General features: G+C 63.9%; 13 protein-coding genes and 1 pseudogene. 6 read left to right on the top strand and 8 right to left on the bottom strand.

Annotation, left to right across the window (positions count from 1 at the left end; all coding sequences use genetic code 11):
- Positions 1 to 10 precede the first annotated feature (10 nt).
- The 4 genes from rapZ to CAF53_RS05455 form a co-directional block, all read right to left on the bottom strand.
- Complete coding sequence (gene rapZ / locus CAF53_RS05470) at positions 11 to 943, bottom strand: RNase adapter RapZ (protein WP_046762692.1); 933 nt, start codon at positions 941 to 943, stop codon at positions 11 to 13.
- Positions 940 to 1,389, bottom strand: coding sequence for an HPr kinase/phosphatase C-terminal domain-containing protein (locus CAF53_RS05465; RefSeq protein ID WP_046762693.1), 450 nt, complete (start codon positions 1,387 to 1,389; stop codon positions 940 to 942). The genes rapZ and CAF53_RS05465 overlap by 4 nt, the downstream gene beginning before the upstream one ends.
- Positions 1,390 to 1,547: 158 nt before the next feature.
- Positions 1,548 to 3,143 carry a stimulus-sensing domain-containing protein gene (locus CAF53_RS05460; RefSeq protein ID WP_046762694.1) on the bottom strand — a complete coding sequence of 532 codons (1,596 nt, stop codon included), beginning with the start codon at positions 3,141 to 3,143 and terminating at the stop codon, positions 1,548 to 1,550.
- A complete protein-coding gene (locus CAF53_RS05455; protein ID WP_046762695.1) occupies positions 3,109 to 3,816 on the bottom strand; it encodes a response regulator transcription factor in 708 nt (235 codons plus the stop codon). The genes CAF53_RS05460 and CAF53_RS05455 overlap by 35 nt, the downstream gene beginning before the upstream one ends.
- Before the next feature lie 292 nt (positions 3,817 to 4,108).
- On the opposite strand from CAF53_RS05455, the gene CAF53_RS05450 reads away from it, so the two are divergent.
- The 5 genes from CAF53_RS05450 (at position 4,109) to aat (ending at position 8,456) form a co-directional block, all read left to right on the top strand.
- Entirely contained in the window at positions 4,109 to 5,704 is a 1,596-nt protein-coding gene (locus CAF53_RS05450) for a phosphoenolpyruvate carboxykinase (protein ID WP_100238703.1), read from the top strand.
- A 113-nt stretch (positions 5,705 to 5,817) separates the two neighbouring features.
- Positions 5,818 to 6,135, top strand: a complete 318-nt coding sequence (locus CAF53_RS05445; protein WP_046762696.1) for a hypothetical protein — start codon at positions 5,818 to 5,820, stop codon at positions 6,133 to 6,135.
- Positions 6,136 to 6,260: 125 nt separating this feature from the next.
- The gene (locus CAF53_RS05440) at positions 6,261 to 6,494 is read left to right on the top strand and encodes a hypothetical protein (RefSeq protein WP_242443391.1); all 234 of its coding nucleotides are present in this window, start codon (positions 6,261 to 6,263) and stop codon (positions 6,492 to 6,494) included.
- Positions 6,495 to 6,641: 147 nt separating this feature from the next.
- Positions 6,642 to 7,457, top strand: coding sequence for a ferredoxin--NADP reductase (locus CAF53_RS05435; protein WP_046762698.1), 816 nt, complete (start codon positions 6,642 to 6,644; stop codon positions 7,455 to 7,457).
- Between the two features lie 237 nt (positions 7,458 to 7,694).
- On the top strand, positions 7,695 to 8,456 hold the full coding sequence (gene aat, locus CAF53_RS05430; RefSeq protein WP_046762699.1) for a leucyl/phenylalanyl-tRNA--protein transferase: 762 nt from the start codon (positions 7,695 to 7,697) through the stop codon (positions 8,454 to 8,456).
- Between the two features lie 35 nt (positions 8,457 to 8,491).
- Here aat and CAF53_RS28000 read toward each other — a convergent pair.
- From CAF53_RS28000 to CAF53_RS05410, 4 genes and pseudogenes are all read right to left on the bottom strand, one after another.
- Positions 8,492 to 8,662 (bottom strand): annotated as a pseudogene (locus CAF53_RS28000) (DUF2155 domain-containing protein); the annotation flags it as partial.
- A gap of 227 nt (positions 8,663 to 8,889) precedes the next feature.
- Complete coding sequence (locus CAF53_RS05420; protein ID WP_046762701.1) at positions 8,890 to 9,288, bottom strand: NADH:ubiquinone oxidoreductase subunit NDUFA12; 399 nt, start codon at positions 9,286 to 9,288, stop codon at positions 8,890 to 8,892.
- A 45-nt stretch (positions 9,289 to 9,333) separates the two neighbouring features.
- Positions 9,334 to 9,870 carry a DUF192 domain-containing protein gene (locus CAF53_RS05415; protein WP_100238701.1) on the bottom strand — a complete coding sequence of 179 codons (537 nt, stop codon included), beginning with the start codon at positions 9,868 to 9,870 and terminating at the stop codon, positions 9,334 to 9,336.
- Positions 9,871 to 9,932: 62 nt separating this feature from the next.
- Positions 9,933 to 10,457 (bottom strand): regulatory protein RecX, encoded by a 525-nt coding sequence (locus CAF53_RS05410; RefSeq protein ID WP_100237528.1) that lies wholly within the window; start codon positions 10,455 to 10,457, stop codon positions 9,933 to 9,935.
- Positions 10,458 to 10,607: 150 nt separating this feature from the next.
- On the opposite strand from CAF53_RS05410, the gene CAF53_RS05405 reads away from it, so the two are divergent.
- Positions 10,608 to 12,368: a fatty acyl-AMP ligase gene (locus tag CAF53_RS05405; protein WP_100237527.1), complete on the top strand. Its 1,761-nt coding sequence runs from the start codon at positions 10,608 to 10,610 to the stop codon at positions 12,366 to 12,368.
- Positions 12,369 to 12,411 lie beyond the last annotated feature (43 nt).

Below are 12,411 nucleotides of genomic sequence, written 5' to 3'. Positions count from 1 at the left end.
TTTTCATGGATTACGCTTTCGGGCCTCCCGGTTCGCGCTTCTCCAGGGCGTCCTGGGGCGCTGATTCCATATTGCGGTGCGAGACCGTGGGCGAAAAGCCCGCATCTTGCAAGTATCTGGCGACGCGTTCTGCCACATGGACCGAACGATGCCGGCCGCCCGTACAGCCGAACGCCACGGTAACATAGCTTTTTCCGCCCTCGGCATAACGGGGCAGCAGCAGCGTCAGCAATTGTTCGATCCGCCCGACGGCCTTTTCATAGGCCGGATCGTCCATGATATAGGCGGCGACATCGGGATCGAGGCCGGTCTTCGGCCGCAGCGCTTCCTCCCAATGCGGATTGCGCAGGAACCGCATGTCGAACATCAGGTCGGCACTCAGCGGTACGCCGCGCGAATAGCCGAAGGACATGATCGTCAGCACCGGGTCCGACAGCCCGTCGCGTGAGAAACGGTTGCGGATTTCCTGCTGCAAGGCGTTGCTGGTGAGGCTGCTGGTGTCGATCACCTGATTGGCCCAGCGGCGCAGCGGCTCGGTCAGTTCGCGCTCGCGGGCGATGCCGTGGGCGGCGGGACGGTCGGTCGCCAACGGATGACGGCGGCGCGTCTCGGCAAAGCGCCGTTCCAGCTCAGCATCCGAACAGTCGAGGAACAGCGTCTCGACATCATGGCCGTGGCGGGATCGCAATGCCTTGATACGCTGCGCTATGGCGGCCGCGTCGAAGCCGCGCGTCCGTGCGTCGATGCCCAGCGCCAGCGGCCGGTCGGTCCCCTCGTCATGCCCCTCGGGCAGGGGCGTGTCGAGCAGCCGGTCGAGCAGCACCAGCGGCAGATTGTCGACCACTTCCCAGCCCATATCCTCCAGCGTCTTGAGCGCCGTGGTCTTGCCGGCGCCAGACAGGCCGGAAACGAGCAATATGGTCTTTGGTGTTTCGAAACTCATGATGGACCGACGCTCTTCAGGCCCATGTTCCTGAGCGCGAGCTCGACCTTGATCGGGGCGGAGGCTTCGAACGGCGCGAGTTGCACGACAGGCACATCGACACCGGCCATGGCCCGCATCGCCGGCTCCAGCGGCATGCGCTCGACCGCGTCGCTCAGGTCCACGGCCAGCGCGACGGGGGCATTGTCCGCATGCGGCATGTCGACCAGGCCCAGGCCGCGGACTTCCATCATGCCGACGATCCGGTCGGGCGCGCGGGCGAACAGCCGGCCCTCGATCGCAAGCACGCGGGTATAGTCGTCGCTGACCAGCACGGCGCCGCGATCGATCAGGCGCAGTGCCAGGTCCGATTTGCCCATGCCGCTGGGGCCGCAGAGCAGCACAGCCTGACCGTCGATCGCCACGCTGGTTGCATGAAGGGTTTCGGAAGAAGGTGTCGACGCCATGTTCAAACTTATCGTTTCGTCGCCATACTAGCTCTTGTTGGCGCTGGTGGGAATCGAATTAACCGGGGCGGTCTCATTATGGCGCACTTTGCGGGTTGGCGGGAAATGCGCATTTTCCGTCATTATCTTCCCGTGACCCGGGGTTGATCCCGGCAAATCTATTCCGAAACGATGCCGGGGTCGCGTTCCACCGCCATGGGCAGGCGCATGATGAAACAGGCGCCGCTTTGCGCATCCTGGCGGTCCGCGATGCTGATCTTGCCCTGATGTCCCTCCACGATCGAACGGGCGATGGCAAGGCCCAGGCCCGAATGTTTGCCGAACGCCTCATTTTCGGGGCGCACGCTGTGGAAGCGACGGAAGACATGTTCCCGTTCGGATTCGGGGACGCCCGGACCCTGATCCTCGACGCTGACCAGCACTTCATTGTCCGCCACGGTCGCGACGATCTGGACCAGCCCGCCATCGGGGGAGAAGGACACGGCATTGTCGATGAGGTTGTCGAGCACGCGGATGATCCGCTGCTCCTCGCCCAGCACCACCGCGACATTCTTGCGCGGGCGGGCGAAGGCCAGGCGCACGCCGCGGGGGACGCCGCGCGCTTCGCGGGCGACGACCATCCGCTCGATCAGCAGGCCAAGGTCGATCGGCTCGAACCGGGTGCGCGACAATTGGGCGTCGATCCGCGAGGCTTCGGCAATGTCCGTGACGAGCCGGTCGAGCCGCCGCACATCGTCCTGCGCGATCGCCATCAACTGGGCGCGCAGCTCCGGCTTGTCCACCCGGTCGAGCGCGTCGAGGGCCGACCGCAGCGAGGCGATGGGGTTCTTGAGTTCATGGCTGACATCGGCGGCGAAGGCGTCGGTCGCGTCGATCCGCTGGCGCAGCGCATGGCTCATGTCGGAGAGGGCGCGGGCCAGCATGCCGATCTCGTCGCGCCGGTCGGGCAGGCGCGGCACGGTGACTTCGCGCGCCCGGCCGAGGCGCACCCGCACCGCCGCGCGGGCGAGGCGCTGCAACGGTTGCACGATGGTCCGGGCGAGAAAGAGCGAGAGCAGCACCGACGCCAGTACCGCCGCAGCCAGCACCATGCCCAGGCGGAACCGCTCCGCCCGGACGATTCGCGTGATGTCGCGGGCGTTTTCGGTGGCGAGCAGGCTGGTGCCATCCTTCATGTTCACCGCGGCGGAAATCATGAAGGTGCGGTCGGGCGCATAGCGGTTCATCGCCTGCATCCGGCCGGTTCGGCGCGCCTCCACCAGTTCGGGCCAGGTTTGCGCCCGGTCGACCGCAGGTTCCTCGAAATTCGGCGGGCGGTCGGCGGAAACGATGCGGTCGATCGCCTTGTCGAGGAAGCGGGCGACATGGCGCTGCCATTCCTCCTCCTCCGGCAGGCGCAGGCGATAACGCGGCGCGTTCATGGTGAAGCTGTCCGCGATCAGCGTGCCCTGCGCATCATAGCGCCGGACGCGATCCTCCGTCTGGCGGGAATAGGCGGCGATCAGGGCATTCTGCCGGTCGGCGGGCGCATTTTCCAGGCCGATCGCCAGCAATTGGAGTTCCCGCGCCGACTGTTGCAGCCGATCATCGACGATGCGTGTGCGATAGCTGTCGAGATAGAAGAAGCCGCCCGCCAGCAACGCCAGCGCGAACACATTGACCGCCAGGATGCGCGGGGTCAGGCTGATCCGGCCGGACCAGCTCAACCCGGCGACCGGGTCAAACCTCTTCGGAGAAGCGGTAACCGGCGCCATATAATGTGTCGATCGCGTTGAATTCGGTGTCGACTTCGCGGAACTTGCGGCGCAGTCGCTTGATGTGACTGTCGATGGTGCGGTCGTCGACATAGACATCGTCCTGATAGGCCGCGTCCATCAACTGGTTGCGGTTCTTGACCACGCCGGGGCGCGCGGCCAGCGTTTCCAGGATCAGGAATTCGGTGACGGTCAGCGTCACGTCGCGGCCCATCCATTTCACGCGGTGGCGCGCCGGGTCCATCTCCAGCCGGCCGCGCACGATCGGTTCGGCCACCGGCTCGTCGGGCGCGGCGTCGACCCGGCGCGCCTCCGCCCGGCGCAGGATCGCCCGGATGCGGGCGATCAGCAGCCGTTGGGAAAAGGGCTTGCTGATATAGTCGTCGGCTCCCATGGCCAGGCCCAGCGCCTCGTCCAGCTCATCGGCCTTGGACGTCAGGAAGATGACCGGCATCTGGCTCTTCTCGCGCAGCCGCCGCAACAGTTCCAGCCCGTCCATGCGGGGCATCTTGATGTCGAACACGGCGAGGTCGGCCGGGTTTTCGACCAGGGCCTTCAGCGCCGCTTCCGGGTCGGAATAGAGGCGCGTCAGGAACCCTTCCGTCTGCAACGCGATGGATACAGAGGTCAGGATATTCTTGTCATCGTCCACCAGAGCGATGGTTGCGGTCATGCTGTGTCCCGGAAAATCTTCGGCATGGGAATGCCCCTGCGTTAGACGATGGCGGCTCCCCCCGCAAGGAAGGTCCGTTGGGGCGGGTTATGCGGCGTAGCCATGGGAATTCGGGATAAATGCCGCAGTTGTGGCCTTTTCCGGGGTTTGACGCACCTACCGCAAAGGCTTATGCCCGCTTTGTCTGCAGCAAATGGCGCCATGCGGTCCGAAGATCGCGGCGTCGAGAGGCGGACCGGTCGTAAGCATGATAAGATGGCGGCCGGACATAATGATATTCAGGAGCAAAGGCGTGCAGGCCAAATCCTCGTTCACCCTCGATCAGCAGGGCATTTCCACCAGCGCCCTTCAGTACTGGAATCTGGGCACTGCGCCCCTCGTCGAAGCCGCGCTCACCAATGGCGAAGGCATATTGGCCAAGGACGGCCCGCTGGTCGTCAAGACCGGCAAGCATACCGGCCGGTCGGCCAGCGACAAATTCATCGTCAAGGATGCGGAAACCGAATCCACCGTCTGGTGGGGCAAGACCAACGTGCCCATGACGCCGGAGCATTTCGCGGCTCTGAAGGCCGATTTCTTCGCCGCGCTGGGGCAGAAGGACAAGCTCTACGTCGCCGACCTGTATGGCGGGTCGCAGCCGGAACATCGCGTCAATGTGCGCGTCATCAACGAACTGGCCTGGCACAACCTGTTCATCCGGACCCTGCTGGTCCGTCCGGGCGCGGATGAGCTGGCCGGTTTCACGCCGGAATATACGATCATCGACCTGCCGACCTTCAAGGCCGATTCTGCCCGCCACGGCAGCCGCAGCGAGACGGTGATCGCGGTCAACTTCACCGAGAAGCTGATCCTGATCGGCGGCACCCGCTATGCTGGCGAGATGAAGAAGTCGGTGTTCGGCATCCTCAACTATCTGCTGCCGACCCATGGCGTGATGCCGATGCATTGTTCCGCCAATATCGGCCCCAACGGCGACACCGCCGTCTTCTTCGGCCTGTCGGGCACCGGCAAGACCACGCTGTCGGCTGATGCTTCCCGGACCCTCATCGGCGATGACGAGCATGGCTGGTCGGACACGGCCGTCTTCAATTTCGAGGGCGGCTGCTATGCCAAGATGATCAACCTGTCGGCCGAAGCCGAGCCGGAGATCTTCGCCACCACCAAGCGGTTCGGCACGGTGCTGGAAAATGTCGTGATCGACGAGGAAACCCGCGAGATCGACCTGGACGACAACAGCCTGGCCGAAAACAGCCGCGGTTCCTATCCGATCGACTTCATCCCGAACGCGTCGGAAAAGAATCTGGGGCCGGTGCCCAAGAACATCATCTTCCTGACCGCCGACGCTTACGGGGTATTGCCGCCGATCGCGCGGCTGACGCCGGATCAGGCCATGTACCACTTCCTCTCGGGCTACACCGCGCGCGTTGCGGGGACCGAGATCGGCGTGACGGAGCCTTCGGCGACCTTCTCGACCTGCTTTGGCGCGCCCTTCATGCCGCGTCATCCGTCGGTCTACGGCAATCTGCTGAAGGAACGGATCAACAAGGGCGGCGTCACCTGCTGGCTCGTGAACACCGGCTGGACCGGCGGCAAATATGGCGTCGGCAAACGCATGCCGATCAAGGTGACTCGGGCCCTGCTCAACGCGGCGCTCGATGGCAGCCTCAACAGCGCCGAGTTCCGCGTCGATCCGAATTTCGGCTTCCAGGTGCCGGTGGCGGTGCCGGGCGTCGATGCGACGATCCTCGATCCGCGCGCGACCTGGGCCGACAAGACGGCCTATGACGAGACCGCCGGCAAGCTGGTGAAGCAGTTCGTCGATAATTTCGCCCAGTTCGAGGATCATGTCGACGCATCGGTGCGCGATGCGGCGCTGACCGCCGCCTGACAGCGCAGCGATCCGTAACGAAAGGGGCCGGGGAGCGATCTTCCGGCCTCTTTTGCTTTCTGTTGCCGGCGCGCAATGCTATCCTGCATCGAATTTTTAGCGGGATATGAGCTATGGCACTATTTGACGATTTGCTGGGCAATATGGGCGGTCTGGAAGCGGTTGCCGCGAAGATCGGCCTTCAGCCGGATCAGATGCAGGCGCTGATGAGCGAAATCGGCGGCAAGATCGCGTCGGGCGAAACCGATGTCGCAGCGTTGGCGACGACGGCGGCGGAGCATGGCGTGTCGGCGGACAAATTGCAGGAACTTTTCGCGCATTTCGGTGGGCCGGAAGCCATATTGTCGAAGATTGGCGGGTTGTTCGACCGGGACGGCGACGGCAATCCGCTCAACGAACTGGGCAATCTGGCGAAGGGATTGTTCGGCTGAGGGGCCTTCGGGCAGGTTTTGTCGGTGGGCGAGCGTCATTTTGCAATATCGTACAATAATACCCTGCTTTAGGTATGCCTTTGGATAGATAAACGGCTATGGGCCTGCCTTGGGGACGGACGCCTGTGGCGATCGTGCAAGGGGAAGCGACCATGATCGGGGAGATGTTGCGGGGCGGCGCTGCCCTTGTGGCGATATTGAGTGTCCACTATCCGATGAAGGAAGGCCCGATGGATGAACGCGGGCAGGACGGAGCCTGTGCGAGCGGCGGCACAAGTGTTCGCTTGTCGCCACCGGGCGGTTTCCCCTGCTGCGTCCCTGCCCGCCGGGTGAATCCGCGCACCTGCCCGCGCGCCTGATCGCCAGCTTTCGCGGCGACAAGTTTTTTTCGCCTTGCCTTCGCGCGGCCCAGGGGGCATTCGCGCTGCATAGCTTATTGCGAAGCCCACGCAACTGGCGCTCCCTTCGAGCGTCGGCGGTTCGTGGATTTGGCAGGGGAAAAGGTTTTGAACGACGTGACCATCGAAAAGCCGGTACTGGAACCGACCGGCGCGCTCTCCGTGGAAACCGTGCTGTCGGTGAAGCACTGGAACGAGCATCTGTTCAGCTTCCGCATCACGCGGCCGGCCAGCTTCCGTTTCCGTTCGGGCGAATTCGTGATGATCGGTTTGCAGGGCGACAACGGCAAGCCGCTGCTGCGCGCTTATTCTGTCGCCAGCCCCGCCTGGGACGAGGAACTGGAGTTCCTGTCGATCAAGGTGCAGGACGGTCCGCTGACGTCGAAGTTGCAACTGATCCAGCCGGGCGACCAGATCTATCTCGGCCGCAAGCCGACCGGCACGCTGGTGACGGACGCGCTGCTGCCGGGCAAGCGGTTGTTCATGCTGTCGACCGGCACGGGGCTGGCGCCCTTCCTCAGCCTGGCGCGCGACCCCGACGTCTATGAATTTTACGAGCAGGTCGTGGTGGTCCATTCGGTCCGCCGGGTCAGCGATCTCGCCTTCCATGACGAGCTGACCGGCAAGCTGGCGGAAGACCCACTGGTGTCGGAGCAGGCGGCGGCGCAGTTCCATTATGTACCGACCGTGACGCGCGAGCCGTTCCGCAACAATGTCCGCATCGACAAGTTGGTCGAAAGCGGCGCGCTGTTCGAGGGCATAGCGGGCGAGGCGAAATTCGATCCCGAAACCGACCGGATCATGATGTGCGGGAGCATGGAGATGATCAAGCAGTTCGGCGCATGGTTCGAGGAGCATGGCTTCGTCGAAGGTTCCAACGCCGCGCCGGGTGCCTATGTGATCGAGCGGGCGTTTGTCGGCTGATCGTTTGATTTCATGATGCAAGACAAAATGGCCGGCGAAATGCCGGCCCTTTTGTCTTGCGGGACAAGGCCTGTCCTGGTCAATTTAGAAAAATGCCGTTCCCGTCACTGCGGATCAAGTCCGGTGACGAGTGGCGACCGGCGGGAAACCACTCATTTGTGATTTTTCGAAAGTGGGCAATGGTTTGGATCAAACTCGGGCTGGCGCGTTGCGTCGTGGCGGGTTAGTCTTTCCCTGATGACGATTGATCCGCTGGTGCTGTTGCAGGCCTATGCCATCGGCGTGTTTCCCATGTCGGACGACCGGGAAGCGGACGAGGTTTACTGGATCGAGCCGAAGCGGCGGGCGATCATGCCGCTCGACGGCTTTCATATCTCCCATTCGCTGGCCAAGACGATCCGGCGGGAACGGTTTCGTGTTACCGCCAATCGCGATTTTGGCGGGATCGTCCAGCTTTGCGCGGAAGCAGCGCCAGACCGGCCGTCGACCTGGATCAATCATCCGATCGAGCGTGCCTATCGGCATCTGCACGAGATCGGCTTCGCCCATTCGGTGGAGGTGTGGGAGGAGGGCGAACTGGTTGGCGGGCTTTATGGAGTCGCCCTGGGCCGCGCCTTTTTCGGGGAAAGCATGGTGTCGCGGCGCACCGACGCGTCGAAGGTGGCGCTGGCCTGGTTGACGGCGCGGATGCGGTTCGGGGGCTTCGCCCTGCTCGACTGCCAGTTCATGACCGAGCATCTGCGGTCATTGGGCGCGATCGAGATCAGCCAGTGCGATTATCTTCAATCGTTGGCGGGTGCGCTTGACGGCGTGGCGCTGGGCGCCGGGCGCGGCGTGCTTGCCGGCGGTTCGGGTGTCTGGGCGGAACTGGCATTTTCGCCGCTCGCCGGGGATGACTTGGCCGGTCCGTCCGGAACATCGCCCTTGTCGCCCAGCTTCACCGTGTCGGGGCCGGTTTCGGGCCAGGCCATCGTGCAGCTTCTCACCCAGACGTCATAGATCGGGTGCTGGACCACATTGCGGTCCGGCCGTTCCCTGAACAGCCAGCCGGAAAAGTTGCGGCGCCATTTATTGTCGGCGGTGCTGCGCACGTCGAGTTGCACGAAGGCGCCGGTTTCCTGAACATTTTCCCAGGGGGCGGTGGTTTCGCAGGCTTGGAGCCGGACGATGGCGTCGCCCACGCGCAGCGCTTCGCCGGGCTTCATCTTGAGGTCGGTGGTGATGCCGTTGCGCTTGTTGAGCAGGCCGATCACCGCGACCCGCTCGTTCATCGGTGTACCGGTCAGGGCCGATTCGTCGCCGTTGCGAATCTTCTGCCCTTCGATCCGGACGGGACCGGTACGGTTCCCGCTGGGCATGTCGTCGCCACCGCAGCCCGCGAGCATCAGGGTGCAGCCGAGAATCGGCAGGAAACGTCCCGCCGGGCGCAGCGTCATGATGCGTCGGGGCTCCACGCCTCATAATCGCCGGTGGCCTTCTGGCGCAGGCCGCCTTTTTCCAGCGCGCCCGAAGGGCGGTAGGCCTGGGCCGTGCCGGTAGCGTTGGGGGTGAAGTCCTTTTCCCAGATGCGGGGCGGTGGCAGGAAGCTTTCCGGCGCGCCTTCGATCGAATGGTGCAGCCAGCCATGCCATTCGGCGGGCACGCGGCTGGCATCATTGGCGCCGTTATAGATCACCCAGCGGCGGGTCAGGCCGTTGGGGTCGGTGCCGCCTTCATAATAGACATTGCCCTGATGATCCTCACCGACCTTGGTGCCCTTGCGGGAGGTGTAGAGCGCGGTGCCGATGGTCGCGCCATCCCACCAGGTGAAGATCTTGCCAAGGATTCCCATGGGCGAAGCGCTTAGCCGCTGGGGCTGGCGCTTGGCAAGGGCGGATCAGTCGTTCGGGCAGAAATTCAGGCGATCCTTGGGGCTGTTCGTTGCGTGATCGGCGCGAGCGGCGAGGACGCAATTGCCCCAGCTGACACGGTCGCCCTGCTGGATGCCGAGTTCCGCTGCGCGGCCCCCCGCCAGTTCGAGGACGGCGGCGACGGGGATGCCCGCGGACACCGGCTCGCGCGAATAGGGCGCGGCATTGGACTTGAGAAAGGCGATGCTGCCATCGGTGTGGATGAACAGCATGTCCAGCGGGATCACTGTGTTCTTCATCCAGAAGCTGGCCGTGCGCGGCGGTTCCATCGGGAAGAGCATGCCGGAGTCGGGTGCCAGCGTCTTACGGAACATGAGCCCCTGTTCCTGCTGCTGTTCGGTGAGGGCGACCTCTACGGTGAAGCGATGGGTGGCTTTGGCCGTGCGGATGGCGAGGGGGATGAGGGCGGCTTGCCGGGTGGCGGCAGGGGAGGAGGTGTTTTCGGTTTTGGGGGCGGATTGGGAGCAGGCGGTGAGAAGGATGAAGAAGGAGAGGGATGTCATGATTGCGGAGTAGCGCAACTTCACGGTTGAAAACGCTGCGTTTTTAGGCTGGCTCATGTGATTTATTCTTCCTCTTCCGGCATTTCACCCGGCGCGGCATCGGTCCAGCGGCGGGCGGTGGCGAAACTGTGGCCGGCGCGGAGGAAGGCGGCGATCCACTTTTCGCGTTGCTTGGGGTCGGGGCGTTCCAGCGCATAGGGGCCGAGGCGCTTGCGGCGGGCGAAACGGTCGGCCGCCTGCCAGCTTTCGGAGGCGGTCCGGGCGTCGGCCTCTTCGCGGTCGGCCTCCGCTATGCCGTCGGCACGCAGGGTTTCGGCAACACGCCGGGCGCCATAGCCGCGGCGGGCGAGCGAGGCGCTTTTCATCGCCGCATAGCTGGCGTCGTCGACATATTTGAGATCGCTCAACCGATCGACCAGCGCTTGCGGGTCGGCAGGCCCTTCGCCCCCCCAGCCGCGTTCCTTTATCTTCCGGCCAAGATAGGCGTGCAGCTTGGCGCGGCTGGTGGCAAAACGGCCGACATAGCGTAGCGCCAGCTCGCGTAAGGCCTCTTCATCGAGCGGGGGAGGGGCGCGTTTATCAGCCATGGCAATGCTTCATGCCTGTTGCGCCTTGATTATGCCACAGTCGGGCCGGAATTTTACCGCCCCTTTTGAGGTAAAAGCCCAAGCTGGAATGCAACTATCCGGTGCAAAGTGGCTTGAAAGCTGTTAGCGGCGCGCCGGAATATGACAAACATGACATTGGGTGACGCCAATATGACGGGTTCGCAAAGCATGATGGCACCGACGCCGACCACCGACGATCTGCCCCGCCGCTTCTCGGATTTCGAGACGCTGGGCGAAGCGCTGGACTATGCTGCGACCGGGCGGCGTGGCCTGAATTTCCACGATGCGCGGGGGAATCTGGCGCGCCCCTATCCGTTTTCGGAACTGCGCGAGGACGCGATCGCCTGTGCGCATCGGCTGATCGCCCATGGGGTGAAGCCGGAGGATCGCGTGGCGCTGGTGGCGGAGACGGCCCCCGATTTCGCCCAGCTTTTCTTCGGCATCGTCTATGCCGGCGCATGGCCGGTGCCGTTGCCGCTGCCGACCAGCTTCGGCGGCAAGGAAAGCTATATCGATCAGCTGAACGTCCAGCTGTCGAGCTGCGACCCGATGCTGTTCCTCTTCCCCAAGGAACTGGAGGAGATGGCGGGCGAGTCCGGTCGCCAGAAGGCGGTCGAGAGTATCGCTTTCGAGGATTTCATCGCGCGGGATGCCGTGCCCTGCGACCTGCCGCAGGCGCAGCCGCAAGAAATCGCCTATCTGCAATATTCGAGCGGTTCGACCCGCTTCCCCCATGGCGTGGCGGTGACGCACCATGCGCTGCTGAGCAACCTTGCCGCGCACAGCCATGGCATGGAATTGCAGGACAGCGACCGCTGCATCAGCTGGCTGCCCTGGTATCATGACATGGGGTTGGTCGGCTGTTTCCTGTCGGTCGTCGCCAACCAGGTATCGACCGATTATATGAAGACCGAGGATTTCGCCCGCCGTCCGCTGGCGTGGCTGGACCTCATCAGCCGCAACGAAGGCACGTCGATCAGCTATTCGCCGACCTTCGGATACGACATCTGCGCCCGCCGCATGTCGAGCCAGACCAAGGCGCAGGACCGTTTCGACCTGTCGCGCTGGAGACTGGCGGGCAATGGCGCGGACATGATCCGCCCCGACGTGATGCAGAGCTTCGTCGATGCCTTTGGCGATGCGGGCTTTTCGCCCAAGGCGTTCCTGCCGAGCTATGGTCTGGCCGAGGCGACGCTGGCCGTCACCATCATGCCGCCGGGCGAGGGCATCATCGTTGAACTGGTCGAGGAAACCGACCTGTCGGGCGGCGACGCGACCGAGGGTCGTCCGCAGCGTTTCCGTTCCATCGTCAATTGCGGCAAGCCCGCCCGCGACATGATCGTGGAGATTCGTGACGAGGATGGGGGCAAGTTGAACGAGCGTCAGATCGGCAAGGTGTGGACCACCGGGCCGAGCCTGATGGTCGGCTATTTCCGCGATCAGGAGGCGACCGACGCCTGCATGCTCGACGGTTGGCTCGACACCGGCGACATGGGCTATCTGAGCGACGGCTATCTCTACATCGTCGGTCGCGCCAAGGACATGATCATCATCAACGGCAAGAATCACTGGCCGCAGGATATCGAATGGGCGGTGGAACAGCTTCCCGGCTTCAAGCAGGGCGACATCGCCGCCTTCGCCATCACCACGCCGGGCGGGGAGGAAGCGCCCGCCGTGCTGGTGCATTGCCGCACCTCCGACAATGACGAGCGCACGCGGCTGCGCGACCAGATTCGCGAGCGGGTGCGGGCGATCACCGGCATGAACTGCGTGGTCGAACTGGTGCCGCCGCGTACCCTGCCGCGCACCAGCTCGGGCAAATTGAGCCGGTCGAAGGCGCGCAATCTCTATCTGACCGGCGAAATCCGGCCTTACGACATCGCCGCCTGATCCTTTCGCGGCGCCTTTCCCGGCGCTGCAATTTTTCTGCCGC

It is taken from the genome of Sphingobium sp. LB126 (assembly GCF_002795205.1).
Taxonomy (GTDB): Bacteria; Pseudomonadota; Alphaproteobacteria; order Sphingomonadales; family Sphingomonadaceae; genus Sphingobium; species Sphingobium chungbukense.
This window is presented reverse-complemented; position numbering and strand designations above follow the sequence as displayed.

Bases quoted from the DNA above. Each gene is read 5' to 3' on its own strand.
- rapZ (WP_046762692.1), bottom strand. From the start codon at position 943: ATGAGTTTCGAAACACCAAAGACCATATTGCTCGTTTCCGGCCTGTCT.
- CAF53_RS05465 (WP_046762693.1), bottom strand. From the start codon at position 1,389: ATGGCGTCGACACCTTCTTCCGAAACCCTTCATGCAACCAGCGTGGCG.
- CAF53_RS05460 (WP_046762694.1), bottom strand. From the start codon at position 3,143: ATGGCGCCGGTTACCGCTTCTCCGAAGAGGTTTGACCCGGTCGCCGGG.
- CAF53_RS05455 (WP_046762695.1), bottom strand. From the start codon at position 3,816: ATGACCGCAACCATCGCTCTGGTGGACGATGACAAGAATATCCTGACC.
- CAF53_RS05445 (WP_046762696.1), top strand. From the start codon at position 5,818: ATGGCACTATTTGACGATTTGCTGGGCAATATGGGCGGTCTGGAAGCG.
- aat (WP_046762699.1), top strand. From the start codon at position 7,695: ATGACGATTGATCCGCTGGTGCTGTTGCAGGCCTATGCCATCGGCGTG.
- CAF53_RS05420 (WP_046762701.1), bottom strand. From the start codon at position 9,288: ATGGGAATCCTTGGCAAGATCTTCACCTGGTGGGATGGCGCGACCATC.
- CAF53_RS05415 (WP_100238701.1), bottom strand. From the start codon at position 9,870: ATGACATCCCTCTCCTTCTTCATCCTTCTCACCGCCTGCTCCCAATCC.
- CAF53_RS05410 (WP_100237528.1), bottom strand. From the start codon at position 10,457: ATGGCTGATAAACGCGCCCCTCCCCCGCTCGATGAAGAGGCCTTACGC.
- CAF53_RS05405 (WP_100237527.1), top strand. From the start codon at position 10,608: ATGACATTGGGTGACGCCAATATGACGGGTTCGCAAAGCATGATGGCA.